The 26211-nt window shown below is 41.1% G+C and carries 19 protein-coding genes, 1 pseudogene and 1 riboswitch; of the genes and pseudogenes, 15 read left to right on the plus strand and 5 right to left on the minus strand.

Going from position 1 to position 26211, the window contains the following annotated elements; translation table 11 throughout:
* Window positions 1–68: 68 nt before the first annotated feature.
* From ACWPWY_RS19520 to mqo, 7 genes are all read left to right on the plus strand, one after another.
* Complete coding sequence (locus ACWPWY_RS19520) at window positions 69–788, plus strand: cytochrome c biogenesis CcdA family protein (protein WP_454193284.1); 720 nt, start codon at window positions 69–71, stop codon at window positions 786–788.
* A gap of 13 nt (window positions 789–801) precedes the next feature.
* Complete coding sequence (locus ACWPWY_RS19525; protein ID WP_454193285.1) at window positions 802–1323, plus strand: redoxin family protein; 522 nt, start codon at window positions 802–804, stop codon at window positions 1321–1323.
* Window positions 1324–1343: 20 nt separating this feature from the next.
* Window positions 1344–2453, plus strand: a complete 1110-nt coding sequence (gene msrB, locus ACWPWY_RS19530; protein WP_454193286.1) for a peptide-methionine (R)-S-oxide reductase MsrB — start codon at window positions 1344–1346, stop codon at window positions 2451–2453.
* Window positions 2454–2553: 100 nt separating this feature from the next.
* Complete coding sequence (locus ACWPWY_RS19535) at window positions 2554–3321, plus strand: response regulator transcription factor (protein ID WP_454193287.1); 768 nt, start codon at window positions 2554–2556, stop codon at window positions 3319–3321.
* Window positions 3318–5051: a sensor histidine kinase gene (locus ACWPWY_RS19540; RefSeq protein WP_454193288.1), complete on the plus strand. Its 1734-nt coding sequence runs from the start codon at window positions 3318–3320 to the stop codon at window positions 5049–5051. Before ACWPWY_RS19535 ends, ACWPWY_RS19540 begins: the two co-directional genes overlap by 4 nt.
* A 224-nt stretch (window positions 5052–5275) precedes the next feature.
* Window positions 5276–8374 carry a glycosyl hydrolase 53 family protein gene (locus ACWPWY_RS19545; RefSeq protein ID WP_454193289.1) on the plus strand — a complete coding sequence of 1033 codons (3099 nt, stop codon included), beginning with the start codon at window positions 5276–5278 and terminating at the stop codon, window positions 8372–8374.
* 266 nt (window positions 8375–8640) lie between these two features.
* Window positions 8641–10146 carry a malate dehydrogenase (quinone) gene (gene mqo, locus ACWPWY_RS19550; protein ID WP_454193290.1) on the plus strand — a complete coding sequence of 502 codons (1506 nt, stop codon included), beginning with the start codon at window positions 8641–8643 and terminating at the stop codon, window positions 10144–10146.
* Between the two features lie 135 nt (window positions 10147–10281).
* Here mqo and ACWPWY_RS19555 read toward each other — a convergent pair.
* From ACWPWY_RS19555 to ACWPWY_RS19565, 3 genes and pseudogenes are all read right to left on the minus strand, one after another.
* Window positions 10282–11122: pseudogene (locus ACWPWY_RS19555) on the minus strand (formylglycine-generating enzyme family protein); the annotation flags it as partial.
* Between the two features lie 351 nt (window positions 11123–11473).
* Complete coding sequence (locus ACWPWY_RS19560) at window positions 11474–11995, minus strand: cupin domain-containing protein (protein WP_454193291.1); 522 nt, start codon at window positions 11993–11995, stop codon at window positions 11474–11476.
* 40 nt (window positions 11996–12035) lie between these two features.
* Window positions 12036–13235 carry a NupC/NupG family nucleoside CNT transporter gene (locus ACWPWY_RS19565; protein WP_454193292.1) on the minus strand — a complete coding sequence of 400 codons (1200 nt, stop codon included), beginning with the start codon at window positions 13233–13235 and terminating at the stop codon, window positions 12036–12038.
* Between the two features lie 214 nt (window positions 13236–13449).
* Window positions 13450–13550: riboswitch (purine riboswitch) on the minus strand.
* 199 nt (window positions 13551–13749) lie between these two features.
* On the opposite strand from ACWPWY_RS19565, the gene ACWPWY_RS19570 reads away from it, so the two are divergent.
* Together ACWPWY_RS19570 and ACWPWY_RS19575 are read left to right on the plus strand one after the other, a co-directional pair.
* Entirely contained in the window at window positions 13750–14484 is a 735-nt protein-coding gene (locus tag ACWPWY_RS19570) for an SDR family NAD(P)-dependent oxidoreductase (protein WP_454193293.1), read from the plus strand.
* 70 nt (window positions 14485–14554) lie between these two features.
* Window positions 14555–14974, plus strand: coding sequence for a MarR family winged helix-turn-helix transcriptional regulator (locus ACWPWY_RS19575; protein WP_454193294.1), 420 nt, complete (start codon window positions 14555–14557; stop codon window positions 14972–14974).
* A gap of 112 nt (window positions 14975–15086) precedes the next feature.
* On the opposite strand, the gene ACWPWY_RS19580 is transcribed toward ACWPWY_RS19575, so the two are convergent.
* Window positions 15087–15965, minus strand: a complete 879-nt coding sequence (locus ACWPWY_RS19580; protein ID WP_454193295.1) for a LysR family transcriptional regulator — start codon at window positions 15963–15965, stop codon at window positions 15087–15089.
* Window positions 15966–16163: 198 nt separating this feature from the next.
* Between ACWPWY_RS19580 and ACWPWY_RS19585 the strand changes: the two genes are divergently transcribed.
* From ACWPWY_RS19585 to ACWPWY_RS19610, 6 genes are all read left to right on the plus strand, one after another.
* Complete coding sequence (locus tag ACWPWY_RS19585; protein ID WP_454193296.1) at window positions 16164–17450, plus strand: GntP family permease; 1287 nt, start codon at window positions 16164–16166, stop codon at window positions 17448–17450.
* 119 nt (window positions 17451–17569) lie between these two features.
* A complete protein-coding gene (locus ACWPWY_RS19590; protein ID WP_454193297.1) occupies window positions 17570–18346 on the plus strand; it encodes a 3-hydroxybutyrate dehydrogenase in 777 nt (258 codons plus the stop codon).
* A gap of 365 nt (window positions 18347–18711) precedes the next feature.
* Window positions 18712–20184 carry a protein adenylyltransferase SelO gene (locus ACWPWY_RS19595; RefSeq protein ID WP_454193298.1) on the plus strand — a complete coding sequence of 491 codons (1473 nt, stop codon included), beginning with the start codon at window positions 18712–18714 and terminating at the stop codon, window positions 20182–20184.
* A 197-nt stretch (window positions 20185–20381) separates the two neighbouring features.
* Window positions 20382–21941 (plus strand): tetratricopeptide repeat protein, encoded by a 1560-nt coding sequence (locus ACWPWY_RS19600; RefSeq protein ID WP_454193299.1) that lies wholly within the window; start codon window positions 20382–20384, stop codon window positions 21939–21941.
* Window positions 21942–22053: 112 nt separating this feature from the next.
* The gene (locus ACWPWY_RS19605) at window positions 22054–23175 is read left to right on the plus strand and encodes a GDSL-type esterase/lipase family protein (protein WP_454193300.1); all 1122 of its coding nucleotides are present in this window, start codon (window positions 22054–22056) and stop codon (window positions 23173–23175) included.
* 251 nt (window positions 23176–23426) lie between these two features.
* On the plus strand, window positions 23427–24641 hold the full coding sequence (locus ACWPWY_RS19610) for an ATP-binding protein (protein WP_454193901.1): 1215 nt from the start codon (window positions 23427–23429) through the stop codon (window positions 24639–24641).
* Window positions 24642–24704: 63 nt separating this feature from the next.
* Here ACWPWY_RS19610 and ACWPWY_RS19615 read toward each other — a convergent pair whose 3' ends face one another.
* Entirely contained in the window at window positions 24705–26150 is a 1446-nt protein-coding gene (locus ACWPWY_RS19615; RefSeq protein WP_454193301.1) for a DEAD/DEAH box helicase, read from the minus strand.
* Between the last annotated feature and the right edge of the window lie 61 nt (window positions 26151–26211).

Consider the following 26211-nt stretch of genomic DNA (forward strand, 5'->3'; position numbering starts at 1 on the left):
TCATTCTATGTCATAAACAGGAAAATACTTGTAATATGAATGGAGCAAGTAAAAAGGAGGTGTTCCTGTTGGCTATCGATCAGCTGGTTTTAAGCTCCGTCTTCATTGCAGGTTTATTGTCCTTTTTCTCTCCGTGTATATTGCCGTTACTTCCTGTATACATCTCCATTTTATCTACGAATGAACAGGGACAAACAACAAAAGAAACGAGCTCGCTGTCTAAGGGAAAGCTTAACTTTCATTTGTTGCTGAAGACTTTCATTTTTGTAGCTGGTTTATCAACAAGTTTTATTATACTCGGCTTTGGGGCGGGATTCTTAGGTGCTGTACTGAATACAAGCTGGTTTATCATCGTCTGTGGTGCCTTTGTGGTATTGCTTGGATTACATCAAGTTGGTTTGTTTCAGGTTTCTATTCTAAATCGTGAGAAGAAAGTGCAGATCAATCGAAGTGAAAAGCGGGATCTGGTTGGAACTTATTTATTAGGCTTTACGTTTAGTATCGGCTGGACTCCATGTATTGGACCGATTTTAGGTGCCGTGCTAGGTTTATCCGCAAATGAAGGTCAGGCATTATACGGAGCATTCCTTATGTTCATCTATGCACTTGGCTTACTTATTCCGTTTTTAATGCTAGCTCTATTCTCCGATGTTTTGCTGCGGAAGGTGAAAAAACTGAATAAGCATATGAACAAAATGAAGATTGCTGGTGGTGTCATCATTATTATTATGGGGCTGTTCCTTATGACCAACAATTTAAACTGGTTTACTACACTGATTCCACAGTAAAGGAGTGAAAACAATGAAAAAAATGATGTTGATTTTGCTCGCAGTAACGATGATCTCCTTGCTGGCTGCTTGTTCATCCGGAACGAAGGCAACAGAAGGAGGGAGTACTGCAAGTGCAGAAGCACCCAATTTCACATTAACAGACATTGATGGCAAGACACACAGCTTATCCGACTATGCAGGAAAAAAAGTGTACGTGAAGTTCTGGGCTTCCTGGTGTTCCATCTGCTTAGCAGGTCTTGAAGAAGTAGATGAACTTGCGAAGAACGATGAAGATTTTATTGTCTTAACCATTGTTTCTCCAGGCTATAAAAATGAAAAGGAAACCGGAGCTTTTAAAAAATGGATCACTGGTGTGGAAGAAGTAGCGAATACAACGGTGTTGCTAGATGAAGGCGGTACGATTGCTGATGAATTTGGGGTTCGTGGATATCCAACCTCTGCGTACATTGACTCGAATGGAAAACTCATTCAAACCCTGCCTGGTCATGCAGCTAACGAACAAATCATCGAAAAATTCGCATCAATAAAGTAAAGGAAAGGCTGTGAACACGAATGAAGAAGATGGGATGGTTTCTACTTCTGGGACTGGTTATTGTCATAGCAGGATGTGGAACAGTAAAAGCAACGAATGGATCGGGATTATCTCTGAAGGCAGAGTCAAAGTACCCGGAGAACCCAAACGTGAATTTAGCTTTTGATGAGAATAATCTTGAGGAAATTTGGCTGGCTGGTGGCTGCTTCTGGGGTGTGGAGGCATATATGGCCCGTGTGTACGGCGTTTATGATGTGACATCTGGTTATGCAAATGGAGATACGGAGAACCCCACTTATGAGCAAGTGATTCGCGGTAATACAGGATATGCAGAAACCGTTCATGTTACCTACGATCCAGAGCGCGTTGATTTAGAGAAGCTGCTAACCTATTATTTTAAAATCATTGATCCAACGATTCTAAATCAGCAAGGAAATGATCGCGGAGAACAATACCGTACAGGTATTTATTATACAAATGAGGAAGATAAAAAAGTTATAGATAAAGTCATTGCAGCGGAACAAGAACGTTATGATGATCCGATTGTTACGGAAGCTGAGCCCCTGACCAGTTACACACTGGCAGAAGAATATCATCAAGATTATCTGGAGAAAAATCCAGACGGATACTGCCACGTTGAATTTGATTCATTAGAAAATCAGGAGATTCCTTCTCTGATCGACCCGGCTCTATATCCAAAGCCAAGTGAGGAAGAGATTAAAGCAAAATTAACTGACGAACAATATGAAGTGACTCAAGGTAAAGGCACAGAAAGAGCATTTTCTAATGAATATTGGGATAATTACGAACCAGGGATTTACGTGGATGTAGTAACCGGTGAGCCTTTATTCTCATCTGCCGATAAGTATGACTCGATGTGCGGATGGCCCAGCTTTACCAAGCCAATCGACCCAGCAGTGGTGCTCGAGTATGTAGATTCCAGCTATAACATGGTTCGTACCGAAGTAAGAAGTCGTACAGGGAACAGTCATTTAGGCCATGTATTTGAAGACGGACCAGAGGACCGTGGGGGCTTACGTTATTGTATTAACAGTGCTTCTGTTACCTTTATCCCGCAAGCAGAGATGGAAGCGGCCGGTTATGGATATCTGGAACATCTTACAAAATAGATACATTATTGTACAATATATATAAGTGAAACAAAGGAGATGGTGCAAGCCATCTTCTTTGTGATGGACAAATGATCCTAGCTTTAAGAAGGAGGAGACAATGTATAAACTACTTCTAGTTGATGATGAACCCATCATCATTCGAGGAATTCGTTCCTTTGTTAATTTTGAAGCATTGTCCATCTCTGAGGTATATGAAGCCTCAAACGGGGAAGCTGCGTTAGAAATTTTCAAACAACATGAACCTGATTTTATTTTAGCTGATATTAATATGCCGAAAATGAATGGACTTGATTTTGCCATTGCTGTTAAGAGTTTAAAGCCAGACGTAAAAATTGCCTTGGTGACAGGCTATGATTATTTTGATTACGCAGTTTCTGCATTAAAAGCAGGTGTGGATGATTATGTATTAAAGCCAGTTTCTAAAAAAGATATTGAGCAAATGCTAAAGAAACTCATTGAAAAAAGACAGCAAGCGGACAATTACATAGAGGTGTCACGACTTGTACAAGATTTGAAAAAGAATACAGATACAGCAGATGACACAGGTTATAAAGTGAAGATACAAAAAGAGATCGAAGAAAACATTGCGAATAAGGATTTTTCTTTAACATATCTAGCAAAACAGCTGGCTCTCAGCACATCGTACCTCAGCAGTCTTTTTAAACGTCTGTACGGTCAAACTTTTCAAGAGTATATGGTAACGCTACGCTTGGAACGTGCCAAGATTCTGCTGCTGAGCACACATATGCGAGTATATGAGATTGCCGATGCGGTTGGTTTTGAAGATCCGAACTACTTAAGCGCCTCATTCAAACGAAAGTTTATGCTCTCCCCTAATCAATTTCGAGAAAAGGCGCGGGAATGAGGATGCCGCACTTCTTCGTATTTAAAAAACTGCGTGTGCAAATCGCTCTTCACTATATTGTTTCAAGTGTGCTGACCCTTCTTTTTATCGGAATTATCTTATACTTTAGCATTGCTTCTATTGTTCAGAAAGAAGCAACAACGAACACCGAAAATGCAGTGGAACAGAGCGGAATGTATATAGATTTGTATATTGACCGGCTAAAAGCACTATCGTGGTTGCTTGCGGAAAATCCGCAGCTCGTCGATTATTTTTCGAGTACAGATCGGCAGCAAGCAGACAAAGAAATGATTCTTAGCATGATTGATACTTCCATAGCGACAGATCCGTTCATTGAGTCGATTGTCATTGTCAGTAAGGACGGGCAAATCATTTCTAATGAGTCGGGTTTATCGATGAGCATGTCCAGCAATATGATGAAAGAAGCTTGGTATGTATCGGCCATTAATAATGGGGACGTTCCTGTTCTAACTTCGGCGCGTATGCAAGATTTTAGCATGAATAAAGATAATTGGGTCATCTCGCTCAGCCGCGAAATTAAAAATGAAAAGGGCAGAAATATCGGTGTTCTCCTCATTGATGTTCAGTACAAAGTAATAGAAGACTATCTAGAAAATTTAGATTTAGGACATACGGGTTTTTCGTTTATTTTAAATGCGAATCATGAGGTCGTGTATCATGAAGACCCGGCTTATTTTCAAAATGAAATCAAACAGCAGGAATTGTACGAAATTGCTTTAAATCCAGCAGCATATGATCAGACAGAGCAGACCTTCACACATCTGTATTCTTTACGAAATGCAGACTGGATTTTTGCAGGGGTATCATCCCAAGATGAACTGACCGCAATTAAAAATAAACTGTTTAACATTTTCATCCTCTTTGGCTTCGTATTTCTCGTTATCGCAACGGTTAGTGTCGTTCTCTTTACAGGAAGGATTACTACGCCTTTTCGTAAATTAGAGCGAGCCATGCAAGATATTGAACAGGGTCTTACGGAGATACCGATCGATAACAGAGGATGTTATGAAGCTCAAAGTCTTTCTCGTCACTTTAACGGGATGATGATGGAGATCAGAAAACTTATGCAAGAAATTACGGACAAAGAAAAGGATTTACGCCGTTCCGAAATCAGCACACTGCATAGTCAGATCAATCCTCATTTTCTCTATAATACGCTGGATACCATTGTGTGGATGGCGGAGTTTAATGATAGTGAGAAAGTTATTGAAATGACGAAAGCGTTGGCTCAATTTTTCCGGTTATCTTTAAGCGGAGGAAATGAGCTGACCACGGTGGAGAATGAACTCGATCATGTAAGGCAGTATCTATTTATTCAAAAGGAACGTTACGGCGATGGGCTTGTATATACCATTGACTGTGACCCATCCATATCACGAGTACAGATGCCTAAGATTATCCTTCAACCGATTGTTGAAAATGCACTGTATCACGGGATACGGGGGCTGGATCGTCAAGGTGTAATCGAGGTCCGTGCAGAGATGGATGAAGACCAGGTTATTTTTACAGTTAAAGATAACGGAGATGGATTTGATAAAGACGCTGTGCTGCAAAATACAACAAATCAAACGACGAAACTTGGTGGTGTCGGGATTAAAAACGTAGATGAGCGTATTCAGTTATATTACGGGCAGAAGTATGGAGTAAATATCCATTCCGATCATTACGGGACAACCGTGCGCATTGTCATATCAAAGACGCTGGATTGAATGAAATCAGTGATAAATCACCGTAGTCGTTTCCTTAAATGGGAAACGGCTTTTTTACGTTGTTAGGGAAAGATTCATGTGAGACAAGTGCTTGCATAAGGATACAAAATGTTTCATTTACATACGTTACCCGTTATTTTATCTCTTGTATATTTAGATGTAAGTGCTTACAAGAGGTAGAAATAGCTTTTGTAGTGAAAAAAGGGCTAAAGGGTGGTCGGAACATGAGAAAAAAAGAAAAAGAGATATCTTTGTTCATGGTATTGATCTTGGCGTTAAGTTCGTTTTCGTTCAACATAGGGACAGCGAAGGCGGCAGATGTAAACAGTTCATATATCAAGAATGGCGGATTCGAATCCGATTTTTGGGCAGACAAGTCATGGACGGTGGAAACGGAAGTATGGGATCATGTGGATATCAACCGTTTCGCGTATGCCGATGATTCCTCGATTACAGCTGAAGAAGAAGGTCATGCATTTAAATATTGGATTAAAGCAGAGGCTCCTAATACCCAACATGTTATGTTAAAACAGTCAATCGAGTCCCTTCCGGCAGGAACTTATGAGTTGTCAGTGAAGTTGATGGGCGGAGCTGATAATGAGGCAGGGAGCGTTGAACTGTTTGCCGGAAATGAGAAGGCAGCAGCGGCTGCTACCACTGGCTATAATAAATGGGGAGAAGCCAGCCTGAAACTTGTCCTAGAAGAAGACGCATCAAATCTTGTTATTGGTGCTAATATAAGCGGCGGACCAGGTGCATGGGGATATATAGATCGTTTTGAACTGAAACAAGTCAGTACCGATACAACTCGGCCGGTAGAGTCAGATATTTTTGTGAAGAAGATAGAAGGACTCTCACCTGACTTTATTAAGGGTGTCGATAACTCGAGCATTATTTCTTTAGAAAATAGCGGAGTGAAGTTCTATAGTGAGGAAGGCGATGAACAGGATATATTTACAACGTTAAAAGAAGCTGGAGTCAATTATATTCGGGTACGTGTATGGAATAATCCTTTTGATTCAGCAGGTAAAGGTTATGGTGGTGGTAATAATGACCTGGAAACTGCGATAGCGATCGGCAAAAGAGCTACGGCAAATGGAATGAAGCTACTGGTAGACTTCCATTATTCTGACTTTTGGGCGGATCCAGCTAAACAGCACACTCCCAAGGCATGGGGAAATTTAAGTTTTGAAAACAAAAAGAAAGAATTGTATGAATATACAAAAGGTAGCCTGCAAGACATGATCGATGAAGGCATTGATATTGGCATGGTGCAGATCGGTAATGAAACCAATGGACAATTTGTTGGTGAATCGGATTGGGCAAAGATGAGTCAGTTGTTTAATGCGGGAAGCCGTGCAGTTCGAGAGATCGATGAGAGTATTCTGGTCGCTTTGCATTTTGCGAATCCTGAGGCATCAGGCAGATATGATTCATATGCACAACATTTAAAGAAAAACGAGGTAGACTATGACGTTTTTGCAAGCTCTTACTATCCATTCTGGCACGGTACACTGAGTAATTTAACTTCGGTTTTAAAACAAGTTGCCGATACCTATGGAAAGAAAGTAATGGTAGCAGAAACATCATATGCTTATACAGAAGAAGACGGTGATGGACATGGAAATACGGCGCCGGGCCCTAGTCAAACGTTAAACTACTCCATTACTGCACAAGGGCAGGCTAATTCCGTTAGAGATGTCATTCAAGCAGTGGTAAATGTCGGCGAGGCAGGAATCGGTGTCTTCTACTGGGAACCTGCGTGGCTTCCGGTAGGTCCGAGCGATAGCTTGGAGCAGAATAAAATCAAATGGGAACAATATGGATCGGGCTGGGCATCCAGCTATTCAAAAGAATATGATCCTGATGATGCAGGAAAATGGTACGGCGGAAGTGCCGTTGATAATCAGGCTCTATTTGATTTTGACGGACACCCGCTTCCTTCACTGAACGTGTTCAAATATGTGGATACAGGAGCTGTTGCTCCCGTTGCTATTGATGAAGTTAAGAATGTATCCGTGACGGCGATTGCAGGAGAGAAGATCACTTTACCGACCGTAGTTAATGTTACTTACAATGATGGAAGTACAGGAACGTTATCTGTGGTGTGGAATCAAGGTGAGCTTGAACAAGCCGAAAGTAAAGGTGCAGGAAGTTATGTAATCAGTGGAATGGCAGAAGGCGAAACGGTAGAGGCTATTCTTGAAATTAAGAAAGAGAATTACGCCAGCAATGCAGGGTTTGAGAGTGATAACCGGAGTATGTGGAAAATTACTTATGGAGAGGGAAGCGAGCCGCATACGAACTATCAGGATAAAGTGACAGATGCGAAAACAGGCAACTATTCTCTCCATTTCTACTCAGCAGAAGCAGTGGACTTTCATGTGCAGCAGACGATCTCGGGACTGAAGGCGGGCTACTATAATCTCTCTATGTTTATTCAAGGGGGCGATGCATCTAGTTCTGATATGAATCTTTATGCTGTATCCGGTGGTAAGGAAGTGAAAGTGAGCACAGATGTAGGTGGATGGGCGCAGTGGAGAAATCCAGAGCTCCAGAACATTCTAGTTACCGATGGAACCCTTACCATCGGAGCGAGTATCAAAGCAAGCGGCGGTGCTTGGGGTACTATTGATGATTTCTATCTGGGTTATGTAAAAGAGGTGGAATCCGTTCCTGACTCAGGGATGGGAACAACGCCGGAAAGTCCTGGAGGAGGGCAGGCTCAGCCAAATGTTCATCAACCGTATATGAAAGGATATTCCGATGGAACCTTTAAACCTGATCAAGCGATGACCAGAGCGGAGATGGCAGCAGTACTATCACGACTTCAAGCAGGACAAGAGGGAACCGCTCAGACGGTAAACTATACGGATGATTTGGGTTGGGCAGGAAATGAGATACGGGAAGTAACTTCAGCGGGTTTGATGACAGGGTATAGGGACGGAACCTTTGGACCGAATAAGATGATAACGAGAGCAGAGATGGCGGCAGTTGTCGTACGTTGGATGGATTTGAGTGGAGATTCCTCTTCACCATTCACGGATACGAAAGGTCATTGGTCAGCAGAAAATATAGCCTTGGTTCAGAAGGCAGGTTATATGAAAGGAATGCCTAATGGAAGTTTTGGACCCGACCAAAACTTAAGCCGAGCAGAGGCGGTAACTCTAATCAATAGAGTGTTAAAAAGGGGACCGCTGCTTGGCAGCTCCACTTCATCATGGGCTGACGTGTCACTGAATCATTGGGCTTCGCAAGATATTGAAGAAGCCACTGTAAGTCATAATTCTAATCACGACGACGGCAAAGAAGTAAAAGAATAGATGTAAAACGTTCACCTTCTGTGTACGTTAAGAATGCGGCACAGGGATGAAATCCTTGTGCCGCATTGTCTTTATCCTTGTAAGGAATGCAATCCTAACAACCAGTAAAATTTACAGAGTTTTCTATTATTTAAAAGTAGATAAAATAGTGATATGCTAGGTACAGGTTCAATTCATCTAGAAAAGGTGTGCAAAAGGCTGTATTATTGCTTGCATGATAGCGCATACATCTTTTCTTCAAATACTAGCGTATAAGGACGGTAATTATGAGCAACAGACAAACCGAAACAGACGTAATCTTAATTGGTGCTGGAATCATGAGTGCGACTTTAGGGACATTGCTAAAAGAATTAGTACCGAACTGGAACATTAAAGTATTTGAAAAGTTAGCAAGTGCAGGTGAGGAAAGCTCTAACGAGTGGAACAATGCAGGAACGGGTCATGCCGCACTCTGCGAGCTTAACTACACAACTGAAAAAGCGGACGGCTCCATAGATATTAGTAAAGCAGTAAATGTAAATGAACAGTTTCAAGTCTCTATGCAGTTTTGGTCTTATCTAGTAAAGAGCAATTTGATTCGCAATCCGCATGATTTCATTATGCCATTACCCCATATTAGTCTAGTACACGGCGCAAAAGATGTAGCATTTTTGAAAAAACGTTATGAAACGATGACAGGCAATCCTTTGTTTCAAGGCTTGGAATTTTCCAGTGATCCGAAGAAACTGAAAGAATGGATTCCGCTTATTATGAAAGAACGTAAATCAAGTGAGCCTATTGCCGCAACAAAGATGGATGCGGGTACGGATGTAAACTTTGGCGCTTTAACGCGCATGCTATTTGACCACTTAAAGAACAAAAACGTTGATATCAAATATAAACATAGTGTCGAAGATATAAAGCGAAACAGTAACGGATCTTGGGAACTAAAAGTACGAAATGGCAGCGGTCAGGTCGAACGTCATATAGCTAAATTTGTGTTTGTTGGCGGCGGCGGTGGCAGTCTTCCATTGCTGCAAAAGTCAGGGATTCCCGAAGGAAAACATATTGGCGGCTTCCCAATCAGCGGTCTATTCATGGTATGTAATAACCCAGAAGTGATCGCAAAACATCACGCTAAAGTGTATGGCAAAGCTAAAGTGGGTGCACCACCCATGTCAGTTCCGCATCTGGATACAAGATTTATTGATAATAAAAAATCCTTACTTTTTGGGCCGTTTGCCGGCTTCTCGCCAAAATTCTTAAAAACCGGATCTATGTTCGATTTGATCGGTTCAGTAAAACCAAATAATGTACTCACGATGCTTGCTGCTGGAGCTAAAAATATGTCTTTAACAAAATACCTCATTCAACAAGTGATGTTATCGAAAGAAAAACGGATGGAAGAGTTGCGAGAATTTATTCCTAATGCCAAAAGTGAAGATTGGGATTTGCTTGTCTCTGGACAGCGTGTCCAAGTCATTAAAGATACCGCGACTGGCGGTAAAGGAACACTACAATTTGGTACAGAAGTGGTAAGTGCCTCCGATGGCTCGATTGCAGCATTACTGGGTGCATCCCCAGGAGCTTCAACGGCAGTTCCTGTTATGCTTGAAGTTATTGAGAAATGCTTCCCTGAGCATTTGAACAATTGGAAACCGAAGTTAAAAGAGATGATTCCCTCTTACGGAATGTCTTTAGTGAAAAATCCTGATCTCATCCATCAGATTCATACTTCGACTGCACGGACACTTGGTCTAAACAACGGTGAATTACAATCATCAATCAAGTAGTCTCTGTCATGGTTAAAACTTTATAGAGTAAATAAATCGGTTCGATCGACTAATGCATATAGGCATCGTCCCTGCTAAGAAGCGGAGGACGATGCCTATTTTTATATATATGATCTTATCTCCGTCAGCGGGTCTCTACTTATAGTCGGCCACACAGCGAAATCCGATATTTCCAGTTGAGCTGTCCGGTGTATTGGAACTGCGAGCGACCACCCGATATCGATTACAGTAGGAGCTGTGACACAAGTAAGAACCCCTCGCATGACTTTGTGTGTTCCATGTTTCGGTCCTTGAGGATTAGCACTATTACCGCGGGTCGCCGCCTCTGAGCTAAACCAGTCTGAGCACCATTCCCATACATTCCCCACTACATTATAGAGTCCATATCCATTTGATTCGAAGGAGTGAACAGGCGCAGTACCCGCGTACCCATCGCTCACATGATTCTTTTCAGGGAATTTTCCTTGCCATATATTGCACATATGCTGTCCACTTGGCTTTAGTGAGTCACCCCAAGGATAGCGCTTCTGAACCAGTCCTCCTCGAGCAGATACTCCCACTCTGCTTCGCTAGGAAGACGTTTCCCTGCCCAGTGGCAGTAATTAACGGCATCATTCCAGGATACGTGTATAACCGGATGGTTTCCGCGTCCCTTAATTGTTGAACCAAGCCCTTCGGGCTGATACCAATAGGCACCAAATACGCCCTTCCACCAGGGTGTTCCGGGGACATTCATTCTCTCCTCCAGCCCTACAGATGGAGAGACGAAAGAATGGAATACAAAGGACCATCCGTACTTTTCTGCTTCCGTAACATAGCCGGTTTCTTGGACAAAGCTAGTGAACTCATCATTTGATACAGCATAAGGGTCGATATAGAAGGGATCGAGCGTAACTTCTCTGACAGGACCTTCTCCGTCGGCAGGAAATCCTTCCGAATCATTCGTTCCCATGAGAAATGATCCTCCGCCAAGAAGAACCATTCCTTCCGTGTTTAATTTGGTTTGGTGTATTTCAGACCAGGAGATCGTACTTAGACCTGAATTCCGATTCACGTTGCGGCATGAGCGATTAGCGGGATCTTGTTTTGCGGCGTCTGCGTCGATTTCAATCACCTCATCAAAATTTTTGTTTGATAATCCGCATAGATTATTTCCACAATAACACAAATTAGGATTATACCTGGAGGATAAAATCGACATGCGCAGTTCTAGATAGAATAAGCTTCATATAAATATTTCTAAGAAAAAACACCTTTTGCTAAAGGGTCGGCATGATGCCCATCTTTTAACTAAAGGTGTTTATTATGAAACAATTATTAAGTATGACTACTCTGGGATTACCTCATATGCCAACTTCATGATAATCTCTTTATGCTCAGGGTATGTAGCCAAGAGCTCATCTTGTGTAAACATTTCAAAATCTCTGAATTCAAATCCAGGTGAAACCATGCATCCAACGAGGGAGAAGGTATCTTCGTCCATCACAGAGGAACCAAAAATTGAGTTTTTAGGAACGAGAACTTGAGGAACTTCGCCTTGCTCCAAATTAATTCCTAATTTGTGCGCGTTATATTCGCCGTTCTCATCAATGACATGAATCGTAAGCGGACTTCCTGCATGATAGTACCAAAGCTCATCTGACTTTAAACGATGAAAGTGAGAGATGTCATTCGAACCTAAGAGAAAGTAGATACTTGTATAAAGCTTTCTGGTACCTTCGAATTCTACACTCAGTTCCTGATCTGAGGTCTGCTCCTGAGATTCGAAAGTTCTTTTATAATATCCGCCCTCTGGATGTGGTTCGAGACCTAGCTTGGATACATAATATTGCGCGTCTTGTCCTTGCATAGCTGTATACCTCCTATATGATCTGTACTATCTTTCCATTTTACCAAACAAACAGTCCTACAACCATTGCTGTTAAACTGGATACCAGCAGACCGCTCGCTAACAGTAACCAAGTATATTTTGAAATGAAATTCGCTCTTTTATCTCCAAATAGAGCCTGCATACTCCCAAGAATAATACCGATGGTTGTAAAGTTACAGAAAGATACAAGGAACGTAGAGATAACGGCTTCTGTATGTGGAGTTAAGCCTGACATGATCTCACTTAGACTTGTCATGGCAACAAATTCATTCAAAACGATTTTCTCACCCATTAACTGACCGACCGTGAAAATCTGTGAGAAGTCTACACCCATTAAAAAGCTGATTGGTGAGAAGATGACACCAAAGATATTTTGAAGCGTGAGCTGATCATTAAACAATCCTAAAATCGTGTTAATTGCGGTAATCAGAGAGACAAAACCAATCAGCATAACTGCGATAATTAATGCGAGTTTACCACCAGTCATCATACTTTTTGAGATCATATCGAAGAAGTTACCCTTTTCCTCTTTGGACGGAGTGTAAACAATATCCTCTTCTTCCGTAACACGATACGGATTAATGATAGAGGTGATAATAAGTGCTCCAATTGCATTCAAAGGAATGGCTGTCAGTACATATTTAGCGTCTAGGAGCTGTAAATAGGAACTTAGCATCGGTGCACTAACACAGGACATACTTATCATCGAAACGGTTAATAGGCGTTTGTCGCTCATTTTATTGAGCTGAGTACGTGTTACGGCCAAAGCCTCATTATTCCCAAGAAACATAACTTGTATCGAATAGAAACTTTCGAAACGTGGTGTTTTTGCTATTTTGGAGAATGCCCAACCGACCGCATTGATCAGAGCTGGCAAAATACCAAAATGGGTTAGGATATCAAAGAATACAACAACAAAGATAATCGGCATAAGTACATTCATAAAGAACGTATAAGCAGAACCATCAAGAGGAGCAAAATCCCCAAACACAAAATTCACACCTGACATGGAACTATCAATTAACCATAAGAAAAAGTCGGAGATCCAGGTTATCACTTGTCCGCCAATGTCAGTCGATAACATAAACCAGGTTGTGGCTAATTGCAGAATGAACAAGATGACGATGGGTTTTAAAGTGATTTCCCTTTTATTGAATGACAAAAGATAGCTTAGCCCTAATAAGACAATGATTCCAACGAGGTTTATCAAAAAATACATTTTGGTTTTGCTCCTTCTGATTATCTAGGATGAGTAACATTAAAATACTTTTCTCAAAAAATAAAAGGGAAGAATACATACCTGATATTAGCTACATTTGTCTAATAAAACAAAGAAACCCAAAAACTACTATCCTCTTCCGTGAGTAGATAATAGTTCCTGGGTTTCTGCACAAAGTCAGACTCTTAACACATATACGTAAGAGAATGAAACACCAATACATATCACTGCTCATAGTCGAAACCTTTATGGGGCTCGGTAGAAACTTGCAGGCCATATCCCTGCGATTATATGAGAGAAAAATTATTAATTTTTTAATGTTTGGGTTGAATTATAGCAAAATATTAAAAATTAATAAATAAGTTTAATTAATTATAGTGATATTTTGCATTGCATCCCCTTACATTTCTTCATTGCTTTCTCTTAGATTCTCTGTTAAAGTTTAGATAGTTAATATTTAGACATCTAATTATTAAGTGTAAAGATATTTTTTCAGTTATGGGAGGCTTTTAAAATGGGAAAATTAGATAATAAAGTAGCGATTATCACGGGTGGTGCTTCTGGTATTGGAGAGTCCATGGTGGATCTTTTCGTACAAGAAGGTGCAATCGTCATTGCTGCAGATATCAATGAGGCAGCGCTGGAAAAAGCAAGCCAAAAAGAAAATGTATATGGATTGAAATTAAATGTTGCTTCTGATGAAAGTTGGAAAGAACTAGCTAAAGAAGTAAATGAACGCTTTGGCAAAATTGATATCCTTGTTAATAATGCGGGGATCTCTTCTGAGAAACCTTTCTCCGAAATCAACGAAGAAGACTGGCAAAAAATGCTTTCCATTAATGGCTTTGGACCATTCGCAGGTATGAAACATGTAACTCCTTACATGGCTGCTCAAAAGAAAGGTTCAATTATTAACATTTCTTCTTACACGGCACTCATCGGTCAAGGATTTAACCATTATTCCGCATCCAAAGGTTCAGTACGGGCTCTATCTAAAGCAGCAGCTACGACTTTCGGACGTCAAGGAATTCGCGTAAACGCGCTGTTCCCAGGAATCATTGAAACACCAATGACGAAAAACTTGAGTACTTCAAAAGATTTGCTCGATCGTTTGGTACAAGCAACTCCGTTGCAACGTTTAGGACAACCTAGCGACATTGCACAAGCGGCTCTGTTCTTGGCTTCTGATGATTCCTCCTACATTACAGGATCTGAAATCGTTATTGACGGTGGATTCTCTGCTCAATAATATAGTAACCAGTGTGACAGCTCTTAAATTCTTATTTAAGAGCTGTCATGATATATCCGAGGAGGCTTTTATGGAAAGACAACCCTTTTTTGAACTTATTCATAATATGGATAAGGTTACGAATCAACTGATTATCCAATGGAATAAAACATTTAACGAAGACCTCGGTATTTCACAGATTATTGTGCTCGGGCATTTGAAAATGAATGGAAAAAGTCGGCCATCTGATATTGCAAAAACATTAGGACTTACACCTCCTACACTAAGTTATTTATCGGATAAACTAGTAAAGAGAAAGTTCGCCACCAGATTGACACACGAGGGCGATCGTCGAGTGATTTATTTGGATATTACAGACGAAGGTGTAGATGTCTTGAATAGAGCAACACAAGCCGGTGAGAAACTGCGCATGAATCTATTCGAAAAGTTAACAGAACAAGAACGGGATCAATTAATGAGTCTATATCGAAAGCTAAATAGCGAAGAGTAATGCTATAACCTCAATTTTCCCTCAGTAATAAATTGTAACCTCTTGTAATTCCTTGTATTTCACTTTCCCCTGAAAAATATTTCAGAGAACAATAAAATGACAACGCTTCCCTTTAGTATCCTTCTACTAACATATTTATGAGTTTCTTTAATGCATAGGAATGGTAGGCGTCTTTTTTTGTGATTACTCCAAGATTCCAGTAAAGCGTTGGATTTTCTAATCGTACGATCTTGATATTATCGTTACTTTGTTTATCATAAATCGATTTAGGAAGCAGGGTGATGCCTAGCTGAGAAGATACAAGTTCAATAATTAAGTCCCACTGTGAACTTCGGTATGAGACTTTAGGAGTGAATCCTTCCTTTTGACAGGCCTGAATAATGTAATCGTGTAAAGTAAAGTCTTTTTTGAATAAAATGAATTTCTCTTCAGCTAACTCATTCAAAGAAATGGATGTTCTATGAGATAGTTTGTGATCCTTATGGAGAAATACATAGAATTCATCTTGAATAAACGGATAGATATGAAATTTCTCTTCATTCGCCGGCAATACAATAATCCCCACATCAATCTGCGCATCTTCGATAAGTCGCTCTATAAGCTTTGCTCCATGTTCAAATAACTCTAGAGAAACATTTGGGTAACGCTTCGTAAAAATCTTTGCAATTTCCGGAAAAAATAAGGTGCCAATCAGCGGCGGTACCCCGATCTTGATATCACCGACAGCAATATTTCTAAGATCGTCTAGAAGGACATTTAACTCAGATAATGCAGAAAACGCCTTCTGACTTTGCTGGTATACAATTTGTCCTGCATCTGTCAGATATAAGTGTCTAGTCGAACGGTCAAAAAGTCCCACACCGAGTTCTTTTTCAAGTTTTTTGACCGCTTTACTTAAAGAAGGCTGGGTTAAGTATGAGTGCTCGGCGGCACTCGTAAAGCTTTTATATTTAGCAACTTCCATAAATGATTTTAGATCTCTTAATTCCATGTTGTAGTAACTCCTATTTATTCGATATTGGAATACTTTTTATTCAATTTATTCATTTTACAAATGATAGTTCTGGATGTAAACTTACTTTAAGTTACCTGGTTACATTTAATAAGATGGTTACAGTATAGTACATAACACATAAAATCGGGTAACAAATAAAGGTTTATATTCCAATTGAAAAAAAGGTGAATTCAAATGTTAAGTATTGTTGTTGGTTTAATCCTGTTGATGGCTTTAGCCTATCTAGGATGGTCCATTATTTGGGTAGCTCCCATAGCTGCCGGAGTCGTAGCATTAATGAGTGGGTTAGATGTATTAGATGCATATACAGGAACCTATATGGGTGGATTGGTTGGATTCGTACAAAGTTGGTTCCCGATTTTCCTATTGGGGGCAATCTTCGGGAAGTTGATGGAGGAAACAGGGGCTGCTAAAGCGGTTGCTCAAAAAGTAACCCAATTAATTGGGAAAAAGAGAGCCATTCTTGGTGTACTCATCGCTTCCGCTTTATTAACCTATGGTGGAGTTAGCTTGTTCGTCGTTGTTTTTGCAGTCTACCCGATTGCTCTTGAACTGTTCCGTGAAGCGAATGTGACGAGAAGGTTACTTGTTCCGACTTTTGCTCTTGGAGCTTTTACCTTCACAATGACATCCATGCCGGGAACACCACAAATTCAAAACTTGATCCCTATGGATTATTTTCATACGACGCCTACCGCAGGGCCGATCATTGGTATAGTCACTACATTAATCATGGCCGGTGGCGGATATTCCTGGCTGGCATTCCGAGAAAAAAAACTTTCCGCTAAGGGTGAAGGGTTCACTGAACCTAGTGTAGCTGTATCAAACGAGAAGAAAGAAAATGAAAAGACGCCAAATTGGCTGTTATCGTTGGTTCCTCTTTTTGTAGTTGTTATACTACTGAACGTTGTTAAATTGGAGCCTGTATATGCTTTAATACTGGGTGTCCTAAGCATCATGCTTATTAATATAAAGGATTATAAAAAGTTTGTGTTCTCCATTAATGAGGGCGCAAAAGGCTCTGTAATGGCTATTTTAAACACAAGTGCAGCTGTTGGTTTTGGAGCAGTTATTGCAATCGTACCTGCATTTGACAGCATTACGAATTGGCTCCTTAATGTTTCAGACAATCCATTGATTGCTCAATCTCTCGCTGTTCAAATTATGTCTATTATCACAGGTTCTGCTTCTGGCGGGATGGGCATTGCACTAGGTACAATGGGCGATACGTTTTATAATCTTTCGCAAATAACAGGTATTAGCCCGGATGTATTCCATAGAATGGCTGCCGTTGCTTCAGGGGCGTCCATACTACCTAATAACGGGGCTCTACTAACACTTGTTGCGGTTACAGGCTTGTCTCATAAAGAAACATACAAAGACGTATTTATGGTAGCTGTATTAATACCTACTATTGCAGTCATCGTCGGAATTATCCTTGGCGGAATGGGAATTGTTTAACATTTTCCTACCGCTGATCAATATATTGTTGATTGTTAGTCGCTAATTGGATTTATGGAAAATGCTCATTTAAGAAGGACACCAAAAATACTATTAAAATTACATGGAGGTTTTTTATTATGGTTAAGAATAAAGTTGCTATTATTACAGGTTCTGCTCGAGGAATTGGATTTGAAATCGGGAAATACTTTGCTGCAGATGGAGCGAAAGTTGTACTCTCAGACATTAATAACGAGGTGCTGCAAGAATCAGCTGAGTCCTTAAGACAACTAGGCTATGAAGTAATCGGCATCAAAGCAGATGTAACGAATGAAGAAGAACTTCAAAATCTAATCACTGAAACAAAAAACACGTATGGTCGTGTGGATATCGTGATTAACAATGCTGGTCTACAGCATGTAGCACCGATCGAGGAATTCCCAACAGCGAAGTTTGAATTGATGCAAAAAATCATGCTCACCGCTCCATTTATTTTGACGAAAAACGTCTTCCCTATTATGAAAGAACAAGGTTTTGGACGTATTATCAACATCGCTTCGATTAATGGTCTCATTGGATTTGCAGGTAAAGCAGCTTATAACAGTGCCAAGCACGGGGTTATTGGTTTGACAAAAGTGGCAGCATTGGAAGGTGCTGAGCATGGTATTACCGTCAACGCAATTGCACCAGGATATGTCGATACTCCACTTGTTCGTGGACAGATGGCTGATCTAGCTAAAACGCGTAATGTACCTCTTGAGGATGTACTAGCAGAAGTGCTCCTTCCTCTAGTTCCGCAAAAACGTCTACTGGATGTTAGTGAAATTGCAGATTATGCTTTGTTCTTGGCAAGTGATAAGGCGAAGAGTGTTACAGGTCAAGCAGTAGTTATTGATGGTGGTTATACTGTTCAATAATAAAGGGTAAAAATAGAAGATAGACCATAGATTATAAGGGGAACCTTTCTGTCAATTGAAAGCTATTGATAGAAGGTTCCCTTTTGTTTTTTTACCATATTGTTACGGTTTCGGTAGGATGATAAGGGATATATGTCCTTTCGAATTCTTTGGTGAATTGGCAAATAGGAAGAAGTGTATGAAAGCGAGGGGATTGGAACATGGCAGGAACTGAAAATTTTGAAGCTCCCGTACCAGTTCATTGGAGCTTTAAAGCCGGTGGGTAAAGAACAGTAGATTATTTGAGTGGTAAGCAAAGAATGGATGGAAAGGGTATACTACAAAACAAGAAGTGTTCTAAAGGCCAAAAGAGGGAGATGAAAATCATGAATAAAAAAGAAACCTCAGATGCAGGCTGGAATTATGACAACAGTTACTCTCGTCTGCCACAAGTTTTCTATACCCAGCAAGATCCTGAACCAGTACGTTCACCACATGTGGTTGTATTTAATGAGGAATTAGCAAAGTCACTTGGACTAAGTGGACAAGTGCTGAATAGTGACCAAGGTGCAAAAATACTCGCAGGTAATGAAATCCCAGAGGGAGCTTACCCGCTCGCCCAAGCTTATGCAGGTCATCAGTTTGGGTATTTCAATATGCTTGGTGATGGACGAGCTGTGCTCATCGGTGAACAGGTTACGCCATCGGGGGAGAGGTTTGATATCCAGCTGAAGGGCTCAGGCAGAACGCCTTATTCAAGGCAGGGAGACGGGCGCGCATCGCTTGGACCTATGCTGCGTGAGTATATCATTAGCGAAGCGATGCATGGTCTTGGAATCCCAACAACCCGTAGTCTTGCCGTAGTGAAGACAGGCGAGCTGATTATTCGTGAAACCTATCTTCCGGGTGCTATTCTGACCAGAGTAGCAGTAAGCCATCTGCGTGTAGGAACATTTCAGTATGCTGCCCATTGGGGGACAAAAGAAGATGTAAAAGCCTTGGCCGACTACACGTTACAAAGACATTTCCCAGATGCCGCTGATGCAGAGAACCCGTATCTCCGTCTGCTTCAGGAAGTAATTCAACGACAGGCCCTTCTTATAAGTAAATGGCAGTTAGTTGGCTTTATTCATGGAGTGATGAATACCGATAATATGACAATCAGCGGAGAGACCATTGATTATGGCCCTTGTGCATTCTTGGATGATTATGACCCGGCAACGGTATTTAGTTCCATTGATCGAGAAGGACGGTATGCATATGGGAATCAACCAAGTATCGCGGGGTGGAATCTTGCAAGATTAGCAGAAACTTTAATCCCTCTGCTTCATGAGGACACGGAGCAGGCGGTGAGTTTAGCGCAGGATGTAATCGCTGAGTTTCCTAAGTTATATCGTCGTCACTGGCTGGCAGGAATGAGAGCAAAACTAGGGATGTATACGGAAGAGCAGGAGGATGAAACTCTGATCGAAGATCTGCTTACGATGATGTACAAGCAAGATGCCGATTACACCAACACATTCCGTTCCCTAACTTTGCAGCAGCCAGAAGATGTGGCAATGTACGGAAGTGACGAATTTAATTCTTGGTTTGAGCAGTGGCAGGCAAGACTAGGCAGACAGCCCGAAGAGAAGAGTGAAGCGTATGAGCTGATGCGCCGCAGTAACCCTGCCGTGATCCCTCGTAACCACCGGGTTGAAGCTGCTCTAGAGGCAGCAGTAAATCAGGCAGACTATAGCGTGATGGAGCAGCTGCTAGATGTTCTTAAAGAGCCTTATGCATATACAGCTGAACAAGCTGAATTTGCTGCACTTCCGCCAAAATCAGCCGTTCCTTACCGAACCTATTGCGGGACTTAACGATAAACAGGAAGACAGTACGATCATCATATAAAAATTAAGGAAGGACAGGATATGTGACCCGCATGTTATTTGGGAATGTATCCTGTTTTGCTGTAGAATTCGTGAGAGAAGGAAAAAAAGAGTATGATAAAGTAAGAAGAAAGATGCATGACACAAAGCAATAAATTACGGGTAGAGAGCAGGATAAAATGGAAATGATAGAGAACAAAAAACAACGTTACCGCTTTAGCGAAGCACCAATATGGGACTTGTCGCGAGCTTACTATGAAGAAAAGGGAATGAAGGCATGGAATAATGACCAAGTTCCTCAATATATAACGAGTAATCCAATGATCGCTACAGCTTATGCAGAAATGATATTTGGTTTTCTCCAAGATCGGGCCGGTCAAGGGCATAGCACAGAGCCGGTTACGATCGTTGAGCTGGGGGCAGGAGCAGGTCGCCTTGCTTACCATGTACTTCTTGAGTTGTATAAACTCAGGGATTATGCGGGAATATCGCTGCCGCCATTCCGCTATGTGATGACGGATCTTGCGATGAGTAATGTGCTTGCATGGAAGGAGCATCCGGCTCTGCTATCTTTTATTCAGGAGGGTGTACTTGATTTTGCAAAATTTGATGCCGTTCAGGACACGGAATTAGACCTAGTGATGGCAGGCATCACCATCAGTAAAGGAGATGTAAAACAACCGATATTGGTTGTGGCCAACTACTTCTTCTGCGGAATCCCTCAGGAATTACTTTATATTCAAGACGGAAAAATATATGAAGCTGATGTTTTTGTGGAATATCCTGAACATATGGATTCACTGAAACCGTCTGAAGTACTAGATCAAATATCTTTGCGTTATGAACATAGGAGAGCACCTGAGTATGAGCAGGAAGCTTACCCATATCGTGAAGTCATTGCCGTTTATCAAGAGGAATTAGAAGGATCGCATATCTTATTTCCTGCTGCGGGGCTCACTTGTTTAGAACGTTTGAATCAGTTGTCACAGGAAGGATTTGTATTAATTACGGCCGATAAAGGGGAGCATTTACTCGACTACTGGAGGTTCTCAGAACCGCCAGAACTCATTATGCACGGAAGTTTTTCACTAACGGCTAATTATCATGCACTTCAGCAAGTTTTTGAACAAAGAGGAGCCGAGGCATTATTCTCTCCACACCACTATCGTAATATAAATGTGGGCTGTATCCTCCAGCTGGATAATCCAAAGGGATATCCGAGTACAAGACTGGCTTATCGCCGATTTATTGAGCGGTTTGGTCCAGATGAATTTTATAGCATGAAAGAATGGGTCGATCAAAGAATAGACAGCATGGGATTGCAGCAAATTTTAAGTTTCTGGCGTCTCGGCGGATATGATGCAGAATTCTTCATTCAGAGCGCAAAACAGATCAGCAGTCTGCTGCCTGAGGCAAGAGATGAAGAACTGTTAGACATCAATAGAGGTATTGAGATCATGTGGTCATCGTACTATGTGATGGAACAGCGCTATGACTTAGCGCTGGATGCAGGATTAGTATTGTTTGAGATGGAGATGTATGAAGAGTCTAAACATTACTTAGAAATATCGATTCAATTAAGCGAAGATGAGGATGAGATCGTATCCACCGTCTTCTATTGTTTAGCCATTTGCTGCTTTGAGTTAGAAATGATTGAGGAAGCACTTCATTACCTGAGAAAACTGTTAGAACTTGAACCCGATCATGAAGAAGCTTTAGCCTTATTGCAAGGGTTTGAACAATAGATTTTTCAAAAGACAGGTCCTTTTTGGATCTGTCTTTTGCTATTTAAAAGGGTATATTTTACATCCGGCGAAATGTATATAAATAAAGAGGAAAGTTTAGGAGGATATATACATGGAAACGCTAGGCAAACTAGAATTACATCCCTTATCTGAGATCAAAAATTTGAAAATACACGGTAGAACGACAGGACGGCTCTCTCCACTCCCATTATTCTGGACAGGAAGTGCAGTTGAATTCAATGTAAAAGGTTCTGAGCTATGGGTGGAAGTAGAAGCAGATTACGATACATATGAGCCTTGGATCAGCATCTTGATTAACTCGGTTCCTGTAAGCAGGCAAATGATAACGGCGGGAAGAAGCTTTATTTGTGTGTTTAGAGGAATGAATAAAGATGTTATTAAAAATGTGCGCATAGTGAGAGACATGCAAGCAATGAGTGGAGATCCCGGTAATTCATTGCAGATTCACGCCGTGAAGTCGGACGGGGATTTTCTTCCTGTGGAAGAGAAACCGTACAAAATAGAATTTATTGGGGACAGTATTACATCTGGAGAAGGAGCTATTGGTGCGAAAACCGAAGAGGATTGGATCCCTATGTGGTGCAGTGCAATTCACAATTACAGCACGATGACCGCTAGTAGGTTACATGCGGATTACCGAATTCTCTCTCAAAGCGGTTGGGGCGTTCTTACAAGTTGGGATAACAATCCCCGTGCAAATATGCCCGATTATTATGAGAAAGTATGCGGTATTCTCACAGGAAAGAAAAATGAAGCTTTAGGGGCATTTGAGGAAAATGATTTTGAGTCATGGCAGCCGGATGTTGTGGTGGTGAATCTCGGGACGAACGATGGAGGAGCCTTTTACTCTCCAGAATGGAAGGATGAAGGAACAGGGGAAATCTATAAACAACGATTGCATGAGGATGGTTCTTATCACGAGAAAGATCTACAAACCTTTGAGGATGCAGTCGTGCGTTTTCTCATGAAGATTAGAAAACATAACAAACAGGCAAAGATCGTCTGGGCTTACGGGATGTTAGGAATACCCATGATGCCATCCATATACCGAGCGGTTGATGCATACAAGCAGAAAACAGGAGATAAGAGCGTTTCTGTATTCCAACTGCCAAATATGACAGAACAAACAACGGGTGCTCGAAGCCATCCAGGGGCAGCAGCCCATGAAAAAGCGGCTGAAGAGTTATCCGCTTATATTCGAGATCTTTTATAAAAGAGCCAGATTAAAAAGCATCCGCGCAGATGCTTTTTTTGATTGTAATAAATTGGATGTCCAAAATGGTACGCAAATTATAGTCAGCAGGTTCGGCTTTACTTATAATAGTAAATTAGCGTATTGTGCTAATTAAATCCAAAAACCTTACAACTGCTATCTTTTATAGTAAAAGTTAGAAAGAGAGGTACCGTTTGTTTCAGATTTTGCTGCTTAATTTCTTGTTTTTACTCTTTCCAGTCCTCTTATTTTTGATCTTTTTTGAGAATAGGCCTTTTTGTAACAGCCGAAACGTTTTTGTAGTTCTCTCGGCAGTAACCATGTGCCTTTGTATGATCATGCCGATTCGCTTAGAAGCCGGGTTTATTTTTGATTTACGTTATATTCCTTTTATTATTGTTGCTTTGTTTGGAGGGTACAGGAGTGTTTTCCCTTTATATATACTGCTGAATATTCTTCGTTTCTATGTGGGGGGAGAAGGTACAATCCATTCCTTTCTTCTCTCAACGGCGGTGCTGGTTCTGGTTCCGTTGTTCAGTAAGAGGTTTACGAGATTAGAATCAAAGGGCCGCATAATCGCTGCAACGTTCTTCTCTTTCATGACGATGGGATGTTATCTTATCTCTTTAGCTTGGGTTATTAAGGATTTAGATTACAAGTTCTGGATGCTTGTTGTAAATGCATTGGGGACACATATTGTGGTGATGCTAATCCTTATGATTCTTATCGAGAAAATAATAATGAACATTAAGGGGCGCGACCGAATCCTTTACTCGGAAAAATTAAATGTCGCCAGTGAGCTGGCGGCTAGCGTGTCTCATGAGATAAGAAATCCGCTTACGGTAACCAGTGGGTTCTTGCAATTATTAGCGAGATCTAAAACGATGACAGACCAAGAAAAAAGATATGTTAATCTATCTTTGCTGGAACTGAAACGGGCAGAGAAAATTGTAAGTGACCATCTTTCTTTTGCTAAACCTCAATCGGAAAATATGGTTTATTCCAATATGAAAGAAGAGGTAGATTACACTCACGAAATTATTATGCCGTATGCCTTGTTACATAAGGTGGATGTAAAGCTTACATTTAATAACACATTAAAGGCCTATTATGATCGAAATCAGATCACTCAGTGCCTTATTAATCTATATAAAAATGGGATTGAATCCATGACAGAAAAGGGCGGTGGAACACTTTCCATCGACATATCGGAAAAGAAGCAGAATATTATGGTCCGAATTGAGGACACAGGGATTGGAATGACCCAAGAAGAAATTACGGGCCTGTATAAGCCATATTATTCTACGAAAGAAGAAGGAACTGGCCTGGGTATGCTGATGGTTTACAGTACACTCAATAAAGTGAAGGGTAACATCGAGGTATATAGTGAAAAGGGGAAGGGAACTACATTTCTATTAACGATACCCGCATCAACATCTGAAACATTTGATATGGATAAGAAATAGAAAAAGACGAAAGGAACGCATACAGCGACGCGTTTCTCTCGTCTTTTTTATATGGCTAAGGCTCTATTTATTTCCTTTACGGACTTTCAACTGCTTGCCTTTTATGGTTGTATCCTTCATCATCTCAAGCACCAGCGGTCCTTTGCCATTCAGAATTTCCACATCGGTTACATGATCGTGAATGGTAATAATACCAATATCGTCTGCAGTGATTCCATCGAGTTTCGCAATGGTTCCTACAAAGTCTACAGCTCTGAACTTTTTCTTCTTGCCGCCATTGAAGTTGAGCTTCATGATCTGATCATTTAACAGCTCACGTTTATTCTTCTTAAGTTCTGTACGAACACGTAATTTCTGTTCGAATTCTTCTCTGCGAAGGTCAACGGCTTCTTCGGAAGGAGCTTTGATCTTAGGAATCTCAAACCCAATATAGGCTTCAATATCCGCTAATCGTCTTCCGTCTCTAGGAGTAACGAAGGTAATCGCTTTTCCTGTCTTGCCTGCACGCCCCGTACGTCCTGTACGATGCACATAACTTTCTTTTTCCAGGGGGATGTCGTAGTTAATAACATGCGTGATATTCGTGATATCAATCCCTCTAGCTGCTACATCAGTAGCAATCAGGTAACGGAATTGACCTCTTCTGAAAGCATTCATAACTTCAAAACGTTCTTCTTGTTCCATACCGCCGTGAATCCGGTCGCATGGATATTCGAGCTCTGCAAGTTCTCTGAACAAGGAATCGACATGCTCCTGAGTACGGCAGAAAATAATACAGCTGTCCGGATTCTCAACTACAAGTACATTTTCTAGAAGAGCAAGTTTGTCTCCCTCTTGTACCTGAATAAGGGTATGTTCGATCGTTGATGTAGTAATCCCAGTTGCTTTAATTTCAATTTCGGTAGGACTGTTCATATACTTACGAGATAACTTGGCTACATCTTCTGGGAAAGTAGCAGAGAATAACATCGTAACTCGATCCTTCGGCAATGCCTGAATGATGGACTGAACTTGTTCAATAAAGCCCATGTTCAGCATTTCATCGGCTTCATCAATGACGAGATAAGCAATTCGGTCTAGCGCAAGTGTACCTCGTTCAATATGATCGAGTACGCGTCCAGGCGTACCTACCACCATGTGAGTACGTTGCTTTAATTCGGCCTTTTGCATATGAAACGGATGTTTCCCATAAAGCGGGGTAGCTTTGATCCGTTTGAAGCGACCAATATTCGTGATATCTTCCGTTACCTGTAGGGCAAGTTCGCGAGTTGGTGTCAGAATGAGAGCCTGCGGCTTATTTTCGTTCCATTCTACTTGCTCGCAAAGGGGAATGCCGTATGATGCGGTTTTACCGCTGCCTGTTTGTGATTTGGCTACCAAATCTTTATTTTGAAGTACGACAGGAATTACTTCCGATTGAACCTCTGTTGGCGTTTCATAACCTAAGCTATGAAGTGCTCTTATAATCTCTTCACTTAAAGGGTAATCTGTAAATTGCTTCTGACTCATTCTCAACCTCTTCTGCACTATATTTCATTTCGCATACATCTAGAATTTCGTTTCTAATCTA

The organism is Paenibacillus sp. Marseille-Q7038 (genome assembly GCF_965111595.1).

Excerpts from the sequence above, each read along its gene's own strand:
- ACWPWY_RS19560 (WP_454193291.1), bottom strand. The coding sequence starts at position 11,995 with ATGCAAGGACAAGACGCGCAATATTATGTATCCAAGCTAGGTCTCGAA.
- ACWPWY_RS19545 (WP_454193289.1), top strand. The coding sequence starts at position 5,276 with ATGAGAAAAAAAGAAAAAGAGATATCTTTGTTCATGGTATTGATCTTG.
- ACWPWY_RS19600 (WP_454193299.1), top strand. The coding sequence starts at position 20,382 with ATGATAGAGAACAAAAAACAACGTTACCGCTTTAGCGAAGCACCAATA.
- ACWPWY_RS19615 (WP_454193301.1), bottom strand. The coding sequence starts at position 26,150 with ATGAGTCAGAAGCAATTTACAGATTACCCTTTAAGTGAAGAGATTATA.
- ACWPWY_RS19575 (WP_454193294.1), top strand. The coding sequence starts at position 14,555 with ATGGAAAGACAACCCTTTTTTGAACTTATTCATAATATGGATAAGGTT.
- ACWPWY_RS19565 (WP_454193292.1), bottom strand. The coding sequence starts at position 13,235 with ATGTATTTTTTGATAAACCTCGTTGGAATCATTGTCTTATTAGGGCTA.
- ACWPWY_RS19580 (WP_454193295.1), bottom strand. The coding sequence starts at position 15,965 with ATGGAATTAAGAGATCTAAAATCATTTATGGAAGTTGCTAAATATAAA.
- ACWPWY_RS19525 (WP_454193285.1), top strand. The coding sequence starts at position 802 with ATGAAAAAAATGATGTTGATTTTGCTCGCAGTAACGATGATCTCCTTG.
- ACWPWY_RS19540 (WP_454193288.1), top strand. The coding sequence starts at position 3,318 with ATGAGGATGCCGCACTTCTTCGTATTTAAAAAACTGCGTGTGCAAATC.
- mqo (WP_454193290.1), top strand. The coding sequence starts at position 8,641 with ATGAGCAACAGACAAACCGAAACAGACGTAATCTTAATTGGTGCTGGA.
- msrB (WP_454193286.1), top strand. The coding sequence starts at position 1,344 with ATGAAGAAGATGGGATGGTTTCTACTTCTGGGACTGGTTATTGTCATA.
- ACWPWY_RS19605 (WP_454193300.1), top strand. The coding sequence starts at position 22,054 with ATGGAAACGCTAGGCAAACTAGAATTACATCCCTTATCTGAGATCAAA.
- ACWPWY_RS19535 (WP_454193287.1), top strand. The coding sequence starts at position 2,554 with ATGTATAAACTACTTCTAGTTGATGATGAACCCATCATCATTCGAGGA.
- ACWPWY_RS19590 (WP_454193297.1), top strand. The coding sequence starts at position 17,570 with ATGGTTAAGAATAAAGTTGCTATTATTACAGGTTCTGCTCGAGGAATT.
- ACWPWY_RS19585 (WP_454193296.1), top strand. The coding sequence starts at position 16,164 with ATGTTAAGTATTGTTGTTGGTTTAATCCTGTTGATGGCTTTAGCCTAT.
- ACWPWY_RS19595 (WP_454193298.1), top strand. The coding sequence starts at position 18,712 with ATGAATAAAAAAGAAACCTCAGATGCAGGCTGGAATTATGACAACAGT.
- ACWPWY_RS19570 (WP_454193293.1), top strand. The coding sequence starts at position 13,750 with ATGGGAAAATTAGATAATAAAGTAGCGATTATCACGGGTGGTGCTTCT.